We start from the raw sequence: 15,859 nt of genomic DNA, 5'->3' as shown, positions 1-15,859 counted from the left end.
GCGTGGAGCCCCGGATGAATGTCGCGTCAGGTTTTAGGACGCGCTCTCCAAAGAGTCATCTTCCTGCTTAGCTTTCCTCCTCGGCCGGCTTGAAAGCCCCTCGCGAGGAGCGCAGGCGATTTCGGATCTCGTAAGCCCCCAGAAGAGCCAGGGCCAGAACGAAAGGAATGAGGTAATAGCACAGCCGGTACAGCAGGAGCGCCCCGAGGACCGGCTCGCGCGGATAGCTCGAGAGGGCGACGAGAATCGTCGCCTCGAACACGCCCAGTCCCCCAGGCGCATGGCTCGCCACCCCCAGCATGACGGCGAAGATGTAGACAGCCAGGAACGTCTCGAAGCTCAGGCCGTGCCCGCCAGGCAGGAGAATGAAGAGAACCCCCGCCCCGGCGCAGACATCGCAGGCGCCGATCAGGATCTGCGCCAGGGACAGGCGCAAGCCCGGGAGCTCCAGCTTCCACCCCTGGATCCGCACGATCCGGCGTTTGAACGACACCCAGACCAGGTAGCCTGCAACGAAGACGGCCGCAGCAAGGCCGATCAGCTGGTTGACCCAGATATGGGTGTAAACGAGGCTCGCGAGCTCAGCCGCCTGCCGAATGAGGCTCCAGGCCAGGACCAAGGCCATGCCGAGCCAGAAGGTGACGCCGGCGATCACCGTGAGGCTTGCCACCCGCCCGGGGCTGATGCCCTTGGGTGAATAGATCCAATAACGAACTGTGCCCGCGGTGAGCAGGGGAAAACCCAGGGTAAAGCTCACCGCATAGGAGGTGAAGGACGCCATGGCCGTGGTTCGATAGGGGATCCTCAGCTTGAGCTGCCTGAGGGCGATGGCGTCATAACAGGTCAGCAGGCTGTAGCTGATGGTCGTGAACAGCACCGCGAGGCCGATCTGCCGCAGGCTCGCCGCCGTGAAGGCGGCCTTGAGTTCGTTCACGTCGATTTCGGAAATGATCTGCCAGAGAACGACGAGGGATGCCCCGAACAGAATTACGCTGGCCGCCATACCGATCCAGGCGAAGCGTCGAGAGCGGCGCTCCCTGGGGTGCAAGGCGTCGGCAGATGCAATGTCCGGCGGAGAGACCGGATGGGGGCTCATATCGTTCATGAAAAGGTTCAACAAGCCTCGGCGTGAAACGCCGCTTCAGGGTCCAAGAGCTGTCCTGCATCTATGCGCTCCGGCGCCGAAGCGCCAGACGTGAGGCGGTTTCTTAGTCCTTTCCCCTTTCCGGGGCTACTCTTTGACCTTCAAAATCACAAATTGAGCACGATTTAGGTTGTCAGCATCGAAAAGGCCCTCAAGAATGAAGCTCCCTTTGGCAAGAGAACAGGCGGCAAGTCGCGGCACCGGGGAGATCCGAGTGGATTTCAGCGCAACGGAAAACCATTTTGCCGTTCTGGCGGAGTCCCTGCCCCAGCTCGTCTGGTCCGCCCGTGCCGACGGAGCTCACGATTACTTCAACCGCCGATGGCATGAGTTCACCGGTCTGACCGCCGAGCAATCCGAGGGGAACGGCTGGCAGAGCGCGGTTCACCCCAAGGATTTGCCCGAGGTCCAGGCGCAATGGCGCCGGGCCGTCGAGACCCGCGAGCCCTATGAAGTGGAGTATCGGATCCGGAATGCCGCTGGCCGCTTCGAATGGGTGCTCAGCCGGGCCGTGCCCATTCAGGATCTCACCGGACATACGATGCGCTGGTTCGGGACCAGCACCAATATCGATGCTCAGAAGAAGGCCGAGGAAGCCGTCCGCAACCTTGAAACGCGCTATCGCCTCGCCCTTGAGGCCGCCAGTCTCGGTACGTGGCAGATCGATCTGCAGAAGAAGCTGATCCTCTGGGACGAGGGAGCCTGCGCGCTTTATCGAATGCCGCACGACGGACCGCTCAGCATGCCCTTCGATCAGGTCATCGCCATGGTTCATCCCGATGACCAGGAGGCCGTGAGGGCCCGCATCGCCGAAGCCTGCGACCCGCAATTCGACGGCCATTATGAAAGCGAATACCGGGCGATCCTGCCCGACGGGACACTTCGCTGGTTCCGCTCCATCGGGCAGGCCTTCTTCGCCGTCGACGACGACCAGCCCCATGCCGTGATCCTCTCCGGCGTGGTCAGCGACATCACCGAGCGGCATGCTTTCGAGGAGGCCCAGCAGCTCCTGACACGCGAGTTGAATCACCGCGTGAAGAACCTTTTCGCCATCGCGAACGGCATGGTCTCGATGACCGCGCGCACTGCCAAAGATCCCAAGGAAATGGCCACCGCGCTGCGCGGCCGTCTGAGCGCGCTCTCGCGGGCTCACGAACTCGTGCAGCCCGCCGCCGTGATGAGGCATGGCTCTGGCTCGGACGTCGAACTTGCTCAATTGTGCGAGGCCGTTCTCGAACCCTACCGGCAGAACGGCACAACCAGGGTCGCCATCGAAGGTCCCAGCGTGCGCGTGGGCTCCAACACCACGACGAGCCTTGCCCTCGTGCTTCACGAGCTGGCCACCAACGCCGCGAAGTATGGATGCCTGTCCAGCCCGGAAGGTCACCTGACCATCGAATGGACGACTCACGGCGACGCGGTCGGTCTCCTGTGGACGGAAAGCGGCGGTCCCGTCGTGGAGAGCCCACCGGATTTCGAAGGCTTCGGCACCCAGCTCTCCCAGAGAAGCATCGCCGGCCAGCTCGGCGGCACATTGGAGCAGGAATGGTTGCGCGAAGGCCTGCGTGTCCATATTACCCTGCCTCTCAATCGCCTGACTGGCTGACGGCCGCGGGCTCCATTCCTCCGGATTCGCACATGCCCCCTCATCGCCGCGTCCTCGTTCTGGGCGGAGCCCGCTCAGGCAAGAGCCGCATGGCCCAGCAATGGGCCGAGGCCGCATCGCCGACACGCATCTTTATCGCGACGGCGCAGATCCTGGACGAAGACATGCGCGAGCGCGTTGCGCATCACCGGGCGGCGCGAGATTCCTCCTGGCATACGAAAGACGCGCCGCTCGGTCTGGCCGAGGCCCTTCGCTCGAACGCCCGTGCCGGCAGGATCGTTCTCGTCGACTGCCTGACCTTGTGGCTCTCGAACGTCATGCTCGACGGGCGGGATGTAAATCGCGAGATCGACGCGCTTGTGGATGCGCTCGGAACGATCGAGGGGCCTGTGGTGCTGGTGTCCAACGAGGTTGGCCAAGGCATTGTCCCCGCCACGCCCCTGGGCCGTTGCTTCCGGGATGAGCAAGGACGGCTCAATCAGCGCATTGCGGAAGTCTGCGACGCGGTTGTCTTCGTCGCCGCCGGATGCCCGCTCCTCCTCAAGCCTGCCCCTCCCCTCGACCTGCACCTGGGCTGAGCCTTCAACGCACCTTTGCTTCGATCTCCGCCGCCAGCGCTTCGATGAGTGCGGGCGTCGAGGGTCCGCCACAGAGCGCGAGCCTGCCCGGCACCACGAGGCGCCGCGGGGGCGGCACCGCGTTCATGAGGGCCGGGTGAGAGAAGATCGCCGTCCCGTTATCGACCGCAGCTCCCGCAACCTCGTCCACGAGCAGGTAATCGGGTGGCGAGGTGACGATCGACTCCAGGCGAACCATGCCCCCGTAGGGCAGTCCCACGGCCTCATGATGGAGCCGGAATCCCATATGCATCAAGAGTTCGCTCAAGGGTGAAGCCGCCGGGGAAACCCACCCGCCCCGGTCGTAGACGAGAATGCTGGGATTGTCCCGAACGATACCCTTGGTGCGTCGGAGTGCGGCCTCGATCCGCCCGATCAATGCCTCGCCGCGGTCAGGATGGCCGAGCGCGCGCGCGATCGTGCGGATCTGCTCCTGTCCCTCCTTCAGATTCTTCCACGGCCCCAATGCCAGGACCTTGAGCCCCTGCGCCTCGAGGAGCGCCGTCTGATGATGTTGTCCATAGGTCCCGGACAGCACGAGATCCGGCTCGCTGAACAGGATCGTCTCCGCCGTCCCGTCATTGATGGGATAACCTTGGGCCTGTCCGGCCATGGTCGAGATCGAGGGATCCGTGACGAGGTAGCTCAACGAGGCGATCTGCCCGCGCTCGGCAAAGGCCAGAAGCATCTCGTCCGTGCAGAGATTGAGGGACACCACACGGCGCGGGATCCGCTGTGCCTCCGCGACGCCTCCAGGGGCGAGGGCGATGCAGATTGGCAATATCCATCTGGAAAACCAACCGAAGCGCAGTTGCGGCATGGCGGACAAGTCCGTAAAGGAGGAACCGACGTTGGTGCCTCGGATCATCGAGGTGAAACGGGAACACGGTGCGGACCCTGTCCTATTCCGTGGCTGCCCCCGCAACTGTAAGCGGCTAGCGGCAATCCTTCATGCCACTGAATCTTTGGGCCGGACAAGCTCAAGAGGATTTGGGAAGGCGGATTGCTCGCGACGACCCGCAAGCCAGGAGACCGGCCTGCGTCGAGAACGCAACCCGTATTGTTCGCCGGCGGGGCGGACAGGAGGTCTCATGATCGTGCCTTTGCGCCGCGCATTCGCGGCATCCGTGTCTTTCTGCGCATTCTCGCTGGGCACAGCCCACAGTCAAACCGTCACCGAATCGATGCCGCTTCCCGACATCGTCGTCACGGCCACGCGCTCGCCGCTCGCGATCTCGCAGGCGGGCAGCGCAATTTCGGTGATCACCAGCGAGGACATCGAAAAGGAATCCTTGAAAAGTCCGGCGGACGTTCTGCGCCGCGTTCCAGGCGTCACCGTCGTTGAAACCGGTGGGCCGGGATCGACGACGACGGTGCGCCTGCGCGGCGCCGACGCCGGCCACACGCTCGTTCTGATCGACGGCATCCGCGTGAACGACCCATCCTCCGATGCGGGCGAGTTCGACTTCTCGAACCTCTCAGCCATCGACATCGAACGGATCGAGGTTCTGCGCGGACCGCAATCCGCCATCTACGGCTCTGATGCCATCGGCGGCGTGATCAACATCATCACGCGCAAGGGCAACGGCCCGCCGCGCGTCACCATTGGCGTGGAAGGCGGAAGCTACGGCACCAAGGCCGGACGCGCCGCCGTTTCGGGCAGCGGGGGTCCAGTATCCTATGCCTTCTCCACATCGGGCTTCGACACGGGGGGCTTCTCCCGGTACGGCTACCGCATCGGCCGCATCGAGGATGCGCTCACCGCCCCTCTCGAGGCCGACGGCGCCCGGCGCCTCGGTGCGGCGGGCCGTGTCTCGGTTGCCATTTTGCCGGGTGTGGAATTCGAGATCGGCGGCTATGCGAGCCGCAACAAGGTCGATCTCGACAACGATCCGGGCTTCGATGCTCTGCCGGATGGCCCTTCATCGGCGCGGCAGCATCTCTACGAAAGCCATGCGCGCCTGACGGTCGATGCCTTCGCTGGCATCCTCAAGAACAGCTTTCTCGTTTCCGGCAGCCGCACGGATCGCGACTACCGGCTCATCGGCTCGTACGGCCTGCCGAGCCTGTACTGGGACGAATATGGCTACCGGGGTGATCGCCTGTCCGCGGAGTACCAGGGTGATCTGAAGCTCGGATCGTTCGGATTGTTGACCTTGGGCGCCAAGGTCGAGGAAGAGAAACTGGTCTCCACCACCAGCAACGTCCTGCCGATCGAAACCCCGACATATGAAAATGTCGACGCTTCGCAGACGACGCGGTCCGTCTATGCCCTTCATCAGTTCAGCCCGATCCAGAACCTTCATCTCTCGCTCGGCGGCCGCATCGACGATATCGACGATGGCGACACTTTCGGCACGTGGCGCACGACGGCGGCATACGAGATCCCGAAGTCCGGCACGAAACTGCGCGCCAGCCTGGGCACGGGCGCGAAGGCGCCGACCCTTTACCAGAAGTTCGATCCGTTCTCCGGCACCGCGAACCTGGAATCGGAGCGCTCCATCGGCTTCGACATGGGCTTCGATCAGAGCCTTGCGGATGATCGCGTGCTGCTCTCGGCGACGTTCTTCGCCAATCGCTTCCGCAATCTCATCGCCTATGGGGTGGCGGACACCTGCCGCCCGGAGCAGATGTATGGCTGCTTCATCAATGTGAGGCACGCACGCACGAGCGGCGTCGAGCTCTCAGCCGACATGGTTGTCATCCCTGCGTGGCTTCGCGTGAAGGCAACCTACACTTACCTCGAAGCCTTCGATGAAGACACGGATCTGCGCCTCGCCCGCCGACCGCAGCACCAGGGCCGTCTCGGCTTTTCAATCACCCCCGTACCGGGCCTCTCCATCGAGCCCTCCGTCGTTCTCGTCGGAAGCCGCTTCTCCTCGCCGGGTGAGTTGTACGAGCTTGCGCCTTATGCGCGCTTCGACCTCCATGCCGATTACGAGATCAGCGAGACCTTCAGCATCTATGCCCGGGCAGAAAACCTGACCGATGCACGCTATCAGGAAGTATACGGTTACGGCACTGCAGGCCGCTCCTTCTACGCGGGGTTGCGCGCGACTTGGTAGATAACGAGCCCCAGCGCAGGTGCAGCCCCGAAACGGCCATGGCACGGGATCCCAGGGCATCGGATCGATCCTACGACGGATTCCACTTTTCACATCGGACGCTCCAACAGGAACCGACACGGTTTGCGGGGTCGGGCGCACAACAACGCCCGACCTTTGCTTGAGAAATTGTGGCAGTTTGGTGCAACCGGGCCGTCGCAAACCGTCTGTCCAAGGCTGTTCCGCCTCTACGAGATCGCTAAAATCACCTTGCGACAAGTTGCCCTGCGCGCCACCTGGAACTCAATGGAGCGAGCAAAAATCCCCTTTGTTTAGAGGGCTTTCCTCTGCATATGAACGGGTGACCGTTTGCCGCAAAGCGGAAGATTTGCTCACGCAAAGGTCAAGCTGACCTATTCTGGACATATCGACCTAGCACATACTCCCCCTCGTCAATGAAGAAGGACTGCGCACCCGCTCTGCGGAGAAGCAGTCAATCTTGGGGGGCTACTTCGAATGCAGATTGCTCTGACAGCGCTTCGCCGCGCGTGCCAGTCATCGGTGCTTCGTTCCAAAGACTATCGTTCTACCAGGCGTCCAGCACGCGATGCGCGGCAGAGCCTTTCGGCACTCTGTGTCCGGCCTAATCTGCTCAACATCATTGCGTGTGCAGGCTTGAGCGGCTGCGTCATTGCCGGTTTCACCGCAACTCCGGGTCTTGCTGCCAGCTATCAGAAGCACGCAGCGTCCTCTTCCGCGGCAATGCCGAAGTCAGCGGCGCTGCCCCGCCAGGCCGACCCTCTGGAAGCCCTTGTTCCCGCGGAGCCTGCGCAGACACTTTCCTACGCGCAATTGCAGGAACTCTTCATTACCTCGATGCCGCTCACCAATCCGCCTGCCGCGGAAGGTGACGCGGAGGACGATATCGACGTGACGCCTGTCGAGTACGTGGAGTTCGAGGAGATGCGGGTACCGCGCTGGATCGTCGATACCATCCTGCGCGCGTCCGAAATCACCGGCGCCGATCCCGTCTACATGATGGCGCTTGCGGACAAGGAGTCGAGCTTTCTCCCCGGCAACAAGGCGTCGACGTCGTCCGCGGTCGGCCTCTTCCAGTTCATCACGAGCACATGGCTCTATGCCGTGCATTCGTTCGGGCCGAAATACGGTCTGCTCATGGAAGCGTCATCCATCGAGAAAAAGGGCGGCAAACTCTCGGTTCCGGACGAAGCAAAGCGCGAACATATTCTCGGCCTGCGCCGCAATCCCTATATCTCGGCGCTCATGGCTGCGGAGATGATGCAGCGCGATAAGGCGAAGATCGAGGCCAGACTGGGTCGCAAGCTCAGTCGCTCCGAGTTCTATCTCTCGCACTTCTTCGGAGTGGACAGCGCGAGCAAGTTCATCGCCCTTGTGGACGACACACCGAAGAAGAGCGCAAAGAGCGTGTTCCCCAGAGCTGCGAAGTCGAACAAGTCGCTGTTCTATGCCAAGGACGGCAAGAAGACCCGGCAGCTCAGCGTGTCCGAGGTTTATGGCAAGATCGACACGATGATCGACAAGCGCCTGAACCGTTACGAGGACGTTTCCTCCCGCGTCACTGCCGAAGCGGAGTTCTGAGCGGGAACTCCACCGTCTCCATCCTGGCTGCTCGCAATCCCTTCGGTGCGGGCGACCACAGTGGGAGCCGCGGAGCTGGTGGAGGCAACGACGAAGCCGCCTTTGACGGGTGCTCGCTGGATCTGGACGATTCGCAGGATGACAAAGACGGCGAGCCCCAGCGAAGCGACGGCCGAGTAGATGAACAGGCCGCCCGGCCCGAGCAGTTCCATCGCAACGGCGCCGAACAGAGGGCCGACCGTCACGCCCGCCGCCCATGCGAAGAGAAGCGTACCGACTGTCGAGACGATGCGGCCGGGATCGACGATGTCGCAGGCATGCGCCACGCATACCGAATAGATGCAGAGCGCCAATCCGCCCCAGGCTGCGAAGCTCCAGAGGATCAGGTCTTGGGCTCCCTGCGCGCTCGCGACCAGGATCAGCACTGAAATCAGGCTCGTTCCCGCCGCCAGACCCGCGATCACATAGCGCCGATCCGCTCTGTCGGAGAGCCAGCCGAGGGGCCATTGCAGGAGAAGACTTCCGGCCTGCAGCGCGAAAAGGAGCGCCGCCGCCCGCTCCTGTGCCAGGCCGATGCTGACGCCGAAGACGGGAGTGATGGCGATCACAGGACCATTGACGAGACCGACCACGAAAGATCCGACAACCGCCGATGGAGCGAGCGCGAAGAGGTCCCGAACTTCGATCTTCACGCCTAGAGGTGCCGGCGGCTCCTGCGTGCTCGTGGCTGCGATCGGAAGCAGTGAAAGCGAGATCACGGCACTCACGGCCATGAACAATCCATCGGTCCTCAGATCCCCGAGAGCGATGCCGAGCGGCGACAGCATCAGGGCGATCTTGGTGCAAACCATGTAGAACGACAGAACCCGCCCGCGATGGCTCGAGGTGGCGCGCGCACTGATCCAGCCGTCGGTCACGGTGAAGATGCAGGCGAACGTCACGCCCGTAAGCCCGCGCAGCAACACCCAGGCGAGGGTCGAGTGGGCCTGCGTCATAACAAGCACCAGCACGGCGACCATGGCCGCCAGGCTGGCGAAGGCCCGTATATAGCCCACATGGCGGATGAAGGCGGGAGCCAGGAAGCAGCCGGTCGAGAAACCGAGGCCGTAGGCCGCGGCCACGACACCGATGGCCGAGACCGAGAGACCTTCAGCCTGCATGCGCAGAGGCATCAGAGCCTGGAGCAGCCCGTTGCCAGCCTGCAACAAGGTTGTGGCAGCCGTAATGGTCCAGATAAGAGCAAGAGAAAAATTCACGATCCACGCGGGGGAGAGCAAGGACGGGCGCCGTTCTCACGAAATAGAGAGCAGACGTCCCGCAATATCAAGCCCGTTTCCCTCCGTGTCGCTGCTTCTTTAGAGGGTATCGTGCGGCCGATCCGTCCAGATCATTGGTGCGGCGGCTCCTTGGAAAAGCTCGCAAACAGATAGTACCCGTTGAACCGGACTCCGGTTCTGGCCGCCTGCCTGTCGAAACCCAGGAGGGGCTCGTCCTGATCGAGGCGTCCCCCGAACTGCCACCGAGGCCCAGCCACGAAGGCAGGAACCGAACGCTCCTCCGGAACCGCGCAGACCAGGCCGTCCTGCTGCGTGCTGCGGAACAGGTTGTAAGCGTACATGCCCTCCTCCATCCTTGAACTTCCCACCTGTCTCATCATCATTCGAATCAAGGCATACAGGCAAACCATGACGGGAGTGTGATGTTGCAGCGCAGCAAGAAGCGGCGGCGAGCCTCGGGCGAGTCTCAGGGCGCGGATTCAGGACAGGGACAGTCTTGCCACAGGAGAGAAAACGGCCATGCGCATCATCGTGATCGGCAAGGAGGGGCAAGTCGCCCGCGCTCTTTCGGAGCGCGCCCATCGTCACAAAGCTGAAGCCGTTCTGCTGGGAAGGCCCAAGCTGGACCTCGCCGATCCCTCCGGGATCGAAGACATTCTCCGTGAGAAAGGCGGCGACCTCATCGTCAATGCGGCGGGCTATACGGCTGTCGACCAAGCGGAAGCGGAGCCGGAACTGGCCGACGCGATCAACGGCATCGGCGCAGGCGTGGTTGCCGGGGCAGCCGCAGCCATGGGCGTGCCTCTCATTCAGCTTTCGACGGATTATGTCTTCGACGGCACCCTGGACCGTCCCTACCGGGAAGACGACGCGGTCAAGCCTCTAGGTGCGTATGGAGCATCCAAGCTCCTTGGCGAAACGGCGGTCGCCGCCGAGACCGAGGACCATGTGATCCTGCGTACGTCCTGGATCTACAGCCCCTTCGGCAAGAACTTCGCGAAGACGATGCTGAGACTGGCCCTGGAGCAGGACGAGATTGGCGTCGTCGCCGACCAGGTCGGCTCACCGACAAGCGCCCTCGATCTCGCCGACGGCATCTACGGTGTTGCCAGAAACCTTCTCGAGAGACCGGGCGAGAAGGGCCTGCGCGGCATCTTCCATATGGCCGGCGCGGGTTTCGCGAGCTGGGCCGAGTTCGCGGCGGAAATCTTTGCTCTGTCGGGACGTCTGGGAGGCCCCGCGGCCAGGGTCCGCGCTCTTTCCACCGCCGATTATCCGACCCCGGCGAGGCGGCCGGCCAATTCGCGCCTCGACTGCGCGAAGCTCGAAGCGGCTCACGCAATCCGTCTTCCCCCCTGGCAGGCCTCGCTGGAGCCCTGTCTCCAGCGGCTCATCGCCGAGCTTCGGACAGGAGGCGTTCGTTGATCCACGAGAAGCGCCATCCCTCACGAAAAACGATTGTTCTTTTTAAAGAACATACATAGTATCAGTTCATGACCGAGCACCGCGATCCTGATTACCGCCTCGAAACCCGCCTCGTTCACGAGGGCCAGTTGCGGACACCCTTCGGCGAGACGTCAGAGGCCCTGTTCCTCACCCAGGGCTTTGTCTATGAAAGCGCGGAGAGCGCCGAGCGCCGCTTCCTCAACGAAGAGCCGGGCTACAGCTACAGCCGCTACTCCAATCCGACCATCGACATGTTCGAGCGGCGCATGGCCTCTCTGGAGGGGGCCGAGACCGCCCGTGCGACCGCAAGCGGCATGGCTGCGGTGACAGCGGCCATGATGAGCCAGGTCCAGGCGGGAGACCATGTGGTGGCCGCCCGCGGCCTCTTCGGTTCATGCCGCTGGGTGGTCGAGGACTTGCTCCCGCGTTTCGGGGTGGCATGCACCTTGGTCGACGGCATCGACCTGGGAGCATGGCGCAAGGCCGTCCGGCCCGAGACGAGGGCCTTCCTCCTGGAGACGCCCTCCAATCCCAGTCTGCAGATCATCGACATCGCCGCCGTCGCCCGAATTGCGCGTGAGGCAGGGGCAATGCTCACCGTCGACAATGTCTTCGCCACGCCGCTCTATCAGAAGCCCCTGGCCCTCGGTGCGGACTGCGTCGTCTATTCCGCCACGAAGCATATCGACGGTCAGGGCCGCTGTTTGGGCGGCGTCATTCTCGGCTCCACCGAATTCGTGGAGACCAAGGTGCAGCAATTTCTGCGCATGACCGGCCCCTCGATCTCACCCTTCAACGCATGGGTTCTTCTCAAGGGACTGGAGACGCTGTCTCTGAGGGTGGAGCGTCAGACGGCCAACGCGGGCTTCCTAGCCGATTCCCTGCACGATCACCCCAAACTCAAGGACCTGATCTATCCCGGACGCGAGGATCACCCCCAGGCCGAGCTGATCCGTCGCCAGATGAGCGGCGGCTCGACGATGATCGCACTGGACGTGAAGGGCGGAAAGGAGGCGGCGTTCCGTTTCATGAACGCATTGCGGCTGATCCGCATATCGAACAATCTCGGCGACGCGAAGAGCCTGGTCACCCACCCTGCCACCACCACCCATCAGCGCTTCGCGCCGGAGCTGCGCGCCGAAATGGGAATTTCGGACGGGCTCGTGCGGCTGTCGGTGGGCCTGGAGCATCGAGAGGATTTGCTGGCGGATCTCGTCGATGCTCTCGAAACGGCCTGACCCGCCCGTGAGGCCGCATCACGCGAAATTTACGGTCGGCCTAAGACTCTTTGCAAATTCGAAGAACAATACCCCATTCGAGGCAAGTAGAAAGCAGCATTCTCCGACATATTTCCTATGCTATCGGGGGATCACCTCTTGAATTCCTCAACAATGTGACGCACCATCCCCAAAGGATGAACGCGTTCCCTAACAAGAAGACGCGATCCTTCACAACGAGCAGGGGGTGAGGGAGGAAATCATGAAGAAAATAAGATCCCCGGAAGGTAAAAATCCGGGCTCGGTCAAGCATTCGCGTCGTCGCTTTCTGCAGGTCGCAGGCATTGGCGGTGCCGCAGCCATCGCATCGCCACAGATCTCGAAGGCACAAACCGCCACCTGGAAATTCCAGTCAACCTGGCCCAATCGGGACATCTTCCACGAATTCTGCAGCGACTTCGCCAAGCGCGTGAACGACATGTCGGGGGGGCGCCTCAAGCTCGACGTTCTTGCCTCCGGCGCCGTCGTCCCCGCCTTTCAGCTGCAGGATGCGGTCCATGCCGGCATTCTCGACGGCGGACATGGCGTGGCCGCCTATTGGTACGGCAAGAACAAGGCATTCGCCCTGTTCGGCACGGGTCCATCGTTCGGGTGGAACGCCAATTCGTTCCTCGGCTGGATGAATTACGGTGGCGGCTACGATCTCTACAACGAGCTGCAGCAGCAGATCCTCAAACTCAACATCGTCGGCTTCCTCACCGGTCCCATGCCCGCCCAGCCCCTCGGCTGGTTCAAGAGCGAGGTGACATCGGCCGACGCATTCAAAGGGCTGAAATATCGCACCGTCGGCCTCGCAGCGGACCTGAACCGACAGCTGGGCGCCGCCGTCACGATCCTGGCAGGCGGCGAGATCGTTCCTGCCCTGGAGCGTGGCGTCATCGACGGTGCGGAGTTCAACAATCCCTCCTCCGATCTGGTGCTCGGGTTCCCCGACGTCTCGAAGAACCTGATGCTGCAGAGCTACCATCAGTCTGGAGAAACCTTCGAGATCATCTTCAACAAGGCGAAATACGACGCGCTTCCGGCAGAGCTGAAAGCGATCGTAAAATACGCGGCCGAAGCATCGTCCGCCGACATGTCGTGGAAGGCTCTGGATCGCTACTCGAAGGATCTGGAGACGATCAGGTCACGTGGCGTAACCGTGAAGACGACGCCGGAGTCGGTTCTGCAGGCGCAGCTCGACGCCTGGAACAAGGTGATCGACGAATTCTCGCAGGACCCGTTCTTCAAGAAGGTGATCGACAGCCAAAAGGCCTGGGTGCAGCGGACCTATGCCTATGAGCGCCTCAACGAGCCATCTCGCGACATGGCCTACGATCACTTCTTCAAGGCGACATAAGGCGCGGGCCGAACCCGCAAGATCGAGGACGGCATCACCCCTGCCGTCCTCGCCATACGTCTCCTGCACCTTCTGGGAAAGTCCCCTGCATGCGCTTCGTCTATCTCGTTGACCGCATCAACACCTTCATTGGCAAGACAGTGAGCTGGTCCATTCTGGTGCTGACTTTCGCGGTCTGCTACGAAGTCTTTGCGCGGTACGTGCTGCGCGCGCCGACCGAATGGGCTTTCGATGCAAGCTACATGTTGTACGGCTTGCTCTTCATGGTGGCCGGGCCCTACACCCTTGCCCGCAACAACCATGTGAGAGGCGACTTTCTCTATCGTTCCTGGTCTCCTCGCAGGCAGGCAGGGCTGGATCTGGTCCTCTACTTTCTTTTCTTCTTCCCCGGCATCCTCGCGCTCGTCTACGCCGGCATCCCTTTCACACAGATGTCCTGGCTCATGAACGAGCATTCGATGAACTCGCCGAACGGGCCGCCCATCTACCCGTTCAAGGCTCTCATCCCGATCGTTGGAGCATTGATGGCTATTCAAGGCGCAGCCGAAGTCGTTCGCTGCATCGCCTGCCTTCGCAGAGGCGTGTGGCCTCCTCGCCTTCACGACGTTGAGGAGACGGAAAAACTCATTCTCGAACAGGCCGAGCAAGAGGGCCTCACGAAAGGAACTGTCTGATGTTCGCGTCATGGGGGCTCGGGAATCCCGAACTGGGCGTGCTGATGCTCGGCCTGTTCATCGTGTTCATCATGTTCGGGTTTCCGATTGCATTCACGCTCATGGCGCTGGGGTTCGGGTTCGGCTACATGGCCATGGGCGACATCGTGTTCGCGCTCGTGGTGCAGCGCGCCTATTCGGTCATGACCAACGACACGCTGGTCGCCATCCCGCTCTTCGTCTTCATGGGCTACATCATCGAGCGGGCCAACATCCTCGACCGGCTCTTCTATTCGATCCAGATCGCCGTCGGGGGCGTTCCAGGCTCGCTCGCCGTCGCGACGCTCCTCACCTGCGCGCTGTTCGCCACCGCCACCGGCATCGTCGGCGCCGTCGTGACGCTGATGGGACTGCTCGCCTTCCCGGCCATGCTGCGCGCAGGCTACGATACGCGCCTCGCCTCGGGTGTCGTCTGCGCGGGCGGATGCCTCGGCATTCTCATTCCGCCGAGCGTCATGCTCATTCTTTATGGCGCGACGGCGGGCGTTTCCGTGCCCAAGCTCTATGCGGGCGCGCTCTTTCCCGGACTCCTGCTGGCAGGGCTTTATGTGCTCTATGTCGTCGTCCGCTGCACGCTCAACCCGAGCCTCGCACCGAGACTTCCACCGGAGCAACGGAAGGCCTCTTTCACAAAGGTCGTATGGGCCCTCGCCACATCCTTTTTTCCGCTCGCACTCCTGATCCTGTCCGTGCTCGGCGCAATCTTTTTCGGCATCGCGACTCCGACCGAGGCCGCGGCAGTGGGTGCCTTGGGCAGCCTTCTTCTCGCAGCCGCCTACCGCTCGCTCTCTTTGACCAAGCTCAAAGAATCCGTGATCCTCACCGCCCGCACCTCGGCCATGGTGTGCTGGCTTTTCGTCGGCTCCTTCATCTTCTCATCGATCTTCGCCTTTCTCGGCGGGCACCAGCCCATCGAGAACTTCGTCACACACCTGAATCTCTCGCCATTCTGGTTCCTGATTCTCGTACAGGCGATCATTTTCGTGCTCGGCTGGCCGCTGGAATGGACGGAGATCGTCGTCATCTTCGTCCCGATCTTCCTGCCGCTCCTCGACAATTTCGGCATCGATCCGATCTTCTTCGGCGTTCTGATCGCGCTGAACATCCAGACTTCGTTCCTATCCCCGCCCGTGGCCATGGCGCCCTTCTACCTGAAAGGAATTGCGCCGCCCCACGTGACCATCAACGAGATCTTCAGGGGCGTGATGCCGTTTCTGTTCCTCGTCGTGATCGCGATGGTGATGTTCTATGCCTTTCCACAGCTTGGCCTTTGGCTGCCCAATTATCTCTATGGCTGAGGTTGGTTCACTCCGACCCGGATAGAGCGCACGACACCGGAACATGCCCTGCCTCATCACGTTGCCTCACACCAAGCCAGCAAGGAGGCTGTCATGAAATGCCAATTCTGCCATCAGGACGTGGACGATCCGTGCCACAATGCCCAACAAATGCAGCAACGCGCGGTGAGCCACGTGGAGCGCTGCGAGCGCGCCCTGCAAAGCCAGCAGGATGCGGGAGCGGGCGCTCACCGCCGTGACGTTCAGGGCAACGGGTGAACCATGAGCGGCAAGGGCGAGGACCGCGCTCAAGGCTTGGCCGAGCGGAGCGTGAATACCAGCACCGTCCATCCCAGCCAGAGCAGCCCGGATCACCAGGAGCAGGGCGACCGGTCCGCTAGCGATCGCGCTCTGACGGAGAACCAGCAGCGGGAGGGATTGGAGGAAGCCGATCCTGAACGCCCGACGCCGGACGATCGATACAAACCTTGAGGAGCCG

General features: G+C 62.2%; 15 protein-coding genes and 1 riboswitch. Of the genes, 11 read left to right on the top strand and 4 right to left on the bottom strand.

Annotated features, from left to right (window positions below; genetic code table 11):
• Positions 1 to 67 precede the first annotated feature (67 nt).
• Positions 68 to 1,105 (bottom strand): lysylphosphatidylglycerol synthase domain-containing protein, encoded by a 1,038-nt coding sequence (locus GR328_RS21530; RefSeq protein ID WP_160887522.1) that lies wholly within the window; start codon positions 1,103 to 1,105, stop codon positions 68 to 70.
• A gap of 253 nt (positions 1,106 to 1,358) precedes the next feature.
• Between GR328_RS21530 and GR328_RS21525 the strand changes: the two genes are divergently transcribed.
• Both GR328_RS21525 and cobU read left to right on the top strand, forming a co-directional pair.
• Positions 1,359 to 2,750, top strand: a complete 1,392-nt coding sequence (locus GR328_RS21525; protein WP_160887520.1) for a PAS domain-containing protein — start codon at positions 1,359 to 1,361, stop codon at positions 2,748 to 2,750.
• Between the two features lie 32 nt (positions 2,751 to 2,782).
• Positions 2,783 to 3,328, top strand: coding sequence for a bifunctional adenosylcobinamide kinase/adenosylcobinamide-phosphate guanylyltransferase (gene cobU, locus GR328_RS21520; protein WP_160887518.1), 546 nt, complete (start codon positions 2,783 to 2,785; stop codon positions 3,326 to 3,328).
• A 4-nt stretch (positions 3,329 to 3,332) separates the two neighbouring features.
• On the opposite strand, the gene GR328_RS21515 is transcribed toward cobU, so the two are convergent.
• Positions 3,333 to 4,187, bottom strand: coding sequence for an ABC transporter substrate-binding protein (locus GR328_RS21515; protein WP_160887516.1), 855 nt, complete (start codon positions 4,185 to 4,187; stop codon positions 3,333 to 3,335).
• 15 nt (positions 4,188 to 4,202) lie between these two features.
• A riboswitch (cobalamin riboswitch) is annotated at positions 4,203 to 4,422 on the top strand.
• 36 nt (positions 4,423 to 4,458) lie between these two features.
• Between GR328_RS21515 and GR328_RS21510 the strand changes: the two genes are divergently transcribed.
• Positions 4,459 to 6,432 carry a TonB-dependent receptor plug domain-containing protein gene (locus GR328_RS21510; protein ID WP_160887514.1) on the top strand — a complete coding sequence of 658 codons (1,974 nt, stop codon included), beginning with the start codon at positions 4,459 to 4,461 and terminating at the stop codon, positions 6,430 to 6,432.
• Positions 6,433 to 7,086: 654 nt separating this feature from the next.
• Positions 7,087 to 8,031: a transglycosylase SLT domain-containing protein gene (locus tag GR328_RS21505; protein ID WP_160887512.1), complete on the top strand. Its 945-nt coding sequence runs from the start codon at positions 7,087 to 7,089 to the stop codon at positions 8,029 to 8,031.
• Here GR328_RS21505 and GR328_RS21500 read toward each other — a convergent pair.
• Positions 7,986 to 9,287 (bottom strand): MFS transporter, encoded by a 1,302-nt coding sequence (locus GR328_RS21500; protein WP_160887510.1) that lies wholly within the window; start codon positions 9,285 to 9,287, stop codon positions 7,986 to 7,988. The two genes, GR328_RS21505 and GR328_RS21500, sit on opposite strands and share 46 nt — an antisense overlap.
• 131 nt (positions 9,288 to 9,418) lie before the next feature.
• The gene (locus GR328_RS21495) at positions 9,419 to 9,649 is read right to left on the bottom strand and encodes a hypothetical protein (RefSeq protein ID WP_160887508.1); all 231 of its coding nucleotides are present in this window, start codon (positions 9,647 to 9,649) and stop codon (positions 9,419 to 9,421) included.
• A 178-nt stretch (positions 9,650 to 9,827) separates the two neighbouring features.
• Between GR328_RS21495 and rfbD the strand changes: the two genes are divergently transcribed.
• The 7 genes from rfbD to GR328_RS21460 all read left to right on the top strand — a co-directional run bounded on the left by rfbD (position 9,828) and on the right by GR328_RS21460 (position 15,852).
• Positions 9,828 to 10,733, top strand: coding sequence for a dTDP-4-dehydrorhamnose reductase (gene rfbD / locus GR328_RS21490; protein ID WP_160887506.1), 906 nt, complete (start codon positions 9,828 to 9,830; stop codon positions 10,731 to 10,733).
• Between the two features lie 68 nt (positions 10,734 to 10,801).
• Entirely contained in the window at positions 10,802 to 11,992 is a 1,191-nt protein-coding gene (locus GR328_RS21485; protein WP_160887504.1) for an O-succinylhomoserine sulfhydrylase, read from the top strand.
• A 241-nt stretch (positions 11,993 to 12,233) separates the two neighbouring features.
• Positions 12,234 to 13,370, top strand: a complete 1,137-nt coding sequence (locus GR328_RS21480) for a TRAP transporter substrate-binding protein (RefSeq protein ID WP_160887502.1) — start codon at positions 12,234 to 12,236, stop codon at positions 13,368 to 13,370.
• 89 nt (positions 13,371 to 13,459) lie between these two features.
• The gene (locus GR328_RS21475) at positions 13,460 to 14,044 is read left to right on the top strand and encodes a TRAP transporter small permease subunit (RefSeq protein ID WP_160887500.1); all 585 of its coding nucleotides are present in this window, start codon (positions 13,460 to 13,462) and stop codon (positions 14,042 to 14,044) included.
• Complete coding sequence (locus GR328_RS21470; protein ID WP_160887498.1) at positions 14,044 to 15,381, top strand: TRAP transporter large permease; 1,338 nt, start codon at positions 14,044 to 14,046, stop codon at positions 15,379 to 15,381. Before GR328_RS21475 ends, GR328_RS21470 begins: the two co-directional genes overlap by 1 nt.
• Positions 15,382 to 15,474: 93 nt before the next feature.
• Positions 15,475 to 15,639: a hypothetical protein gene (locus GR328_RS21465; protein ID WP_160887496.1), complete on the top strand. Its 165-nt coding sequence runs from the start codon at positions 15,475 to 15,477 to the stop codon at positions 15,637 to 15,639.
• 3 nt (positions 15,640 to 15,642) lie between these two features.
• The gene (locus GR328_RS21460; RefSeq protein ID WP_160887494.1) at positions 15,643 to 15,852 is read left to right on the top strand and encodes a hypothetical protein; all 210 of its coding nucleotides are present in this window, start codon (positions 15,643 to 15,645) and stop codon (positions 15,850 to 15,852) included.
• The last annotated feature ends 7 nt before the right edge of the window (positions 15,853 to 15,859 follow it).

Origin of the sequence: Microvirga makkahensis (assembly GCF_009830105.1) — a bacterium.
Classification (GTDB): domain Bacteria; phylum Pseudomonadota; class Alphaproteobacteria; order Rhizobiales; family Beijerinckiaceae; genus Microvirga; species Microvirga makkahensis.
This window is presented reverse-complemented; position numbering and strand designations above follow the sequence as displayed.

Coding starts and splice junctions, on each gene's coding strand:
- GR328_RS21465 (WP_160887496.1), top strand. CDS start 15,475: ATGAAATGCCAATTCTGCCATCAGGACGTGGACGATCCGTGCCACAAT.
- GR328_RS21475 (WP_160887500.1), top strand. CDS start 13,460: ATGCGCTTCGTCTATCTCGTTGACCGCATCAACACCTTCATTGGCAAG.
- GR328_RS21470 (WP_160887498.1), top strand. CDS start 14,044: ATGTTCGCGTCATGGGGGCTCGGGAATCCCGAACTGGGCGTGCTGATG.
- GR328_RS21480 (WP_160887502.1), top strand. CDS start 12,234: ATGAAGAAAATAAGATCCCCGGAAGGTAAAAATCCGGGCTCGGTCAAG.
- GR328_RS21495 (WP_160887508.1), bottom strand. CDS start 9,649: ATGTACGCTTACAACCTGTTCCGCAGCACGCAGCAGGACGGCCTGGTC.
- rfbD (WP_160887506.1), top strand. CDS start 9,828: ATGCGCATCATCGTGATCGGCAAGGAGGGGCAAGTCGCCCGCGCTCTT.
- GR328_RS21515 (WP_160887516.1), bottom strand. CDS start 4,187: ATGCCGCAACTGCGCTTCGGTTGGTTTTCCAGATGGATATTGCCAATC.
- GR328_RS21460 (WP_160887494.1), top strand. CDS start 15,643: ATGAGCGGCAAGGGCGAGGACCGCGCTCAAGGCTTGGCCGAGCGGAGC.
- GR328_RS21485 (WP_160887504.1), top strand. CDS start 10,802: ATGACCGAGCACCGCGATCCTGATTACCGCCTCGAAACCCGCCTCGTT.
- GR328_RS21530 (WP_160887522.1), bottom strand. CDS start 1,105: ATGAACGATATGAGCCCCCATCCGGTCTCTCCGCCGGACATTGCATCT.
- cobU (WP_160887518.1), top strand. CDS start 2,783: ATGCCCCCTCATCGCCGCGTCCTCGTTCTGGGCGGAGCCCGCTCAGGC.
- GR328_RS21510 (WP_160887514.1), top strand. CDS start 4,459: ATGATCGTGCCTTTGCGCCGCGCATTCGCGGCATCCGTGTCTTTCTGC.